A 1,333-nucleotide genomic window follows, 5' to 3' on the forward strand; every position below is an offset into this window, starting at 1 on the left:
GTCTGAATCATCTCCAGGGCGAATACTGGATTGCGACATACCCACCCCTTGTTATCCTTCCCGGGGCTGATGGCGAGTCTGAATCATCTCCAGGGCGAATACTGGATTGCGACACAAGGCCATCAATCATATCTGCAACGCCGAGCCGCAGCTGTCTGAATCATCTCCAGGGCGAATACTGGATTGCGACAGTCTTGAACCACTTATACCGTCTGGCGAACTCTTCTCGGTCTGAATCATCTCCAGGGCGAATACTGGATTGCGACCCTGTTCTTTGTTGTTCTTGCTCTTTTCTATGGCCCCCAAGGTCTGAATCATCTCCAGGGCGAATACTGGATTGCGACTCATGATCGCAATACCATCCCATTTGGACGAGCTCGCCTGTCTGAATCATCTCCAGGGCGAATACTGGATTGCGACAGTGCAATGCAACAAATTCATCGCTTGACATTGTCTTGTTATGTCTGAATCATCTCCAGGGCGAATACTGGATTGCGACATCATTTGAGTCAAACTCACAACAATAACCAAGATAGCCAGTCTGAATCATCTCCAGGGCGAATACTGGATTGCGACACTCCTTTTCGACCATCTCAACAGACAAAGTTTTCATTTCAAGTCTGAATCATCTCCAGGGCGAATACTGGATTGCGACCTTTTTGGAACGGGAATAGTAAATCATTTATATCAGATGTCTGAATCATCTCCAGGGCGAATACTGGATTGCGACGGCGTTGCAAATTCAGCTTGCGTCATACCTAATTTCTCCTGTCTGAATCATCTCCAGGGCGAATACTGGATTGCGACATCAGGATAAAGGGAATTTTCCTTGTCAGATAATTAGTCTGAATCATCTCCAGGGCGAATACTGGATTGCGACCGGGCACTACGGATTTCTGTTTTCATTGTACTTACTCCTTGTCTGAATCATCTCCAGGGCGAATACTGGATTGCGACACTACGACTATCATTAATAAGCTCATTTCGCACCTCCTTGTCTGAATCATCTCCAGGGCGAATACTGGATTGCGACCGAATGTGTTTGCCATTGTCAACACCTTTTTTATAGTCTGAATCATCTCCAGGGCGAATACTGGATTGCGACATGTTATGGAGATTTTTCTTGGTGCGCTGGGAAAGGTGCGTCTGAATCATCTCCAGGGCGAATACTGGATTGCGACAATGCGGGTGACAGTCTGAATGTGAATCCCAGTTTTTCAGGTCTGAATCATCTCCAGGGCGAATACTGGATTGCGACTCCTCTTCGTAGATCCTGACGGCTACTGACTTGATTTCGTCTGAATCATCTCCAGGGCGAATACTGGATTGCGAC

General features: G+C 47.0%; 1 CRISPR repeat array.

Going from position 1 to position 1,333, the window contains the following annotated elements:
• Nucleotides 1-1,332: a CRISPR direct-repeat array (repeat unit 36 nt; unit sequence GTCTGAATCATCTCCAGGGCGAATACTGGATTGCGA).
• Nucleotide 1,333: the final 1 nt, after the last annotated feature.

The organism is bacterium (genome assembly GCA_035419245.1).
In the GTDB taxonomy this organism is placed as follows: domain Bacteria; phylum Zhuqueibacterota; class Zhuqueibacteria; order Residuimicrobiales; family Residuimicrobiaceae; genus JAKPUX01.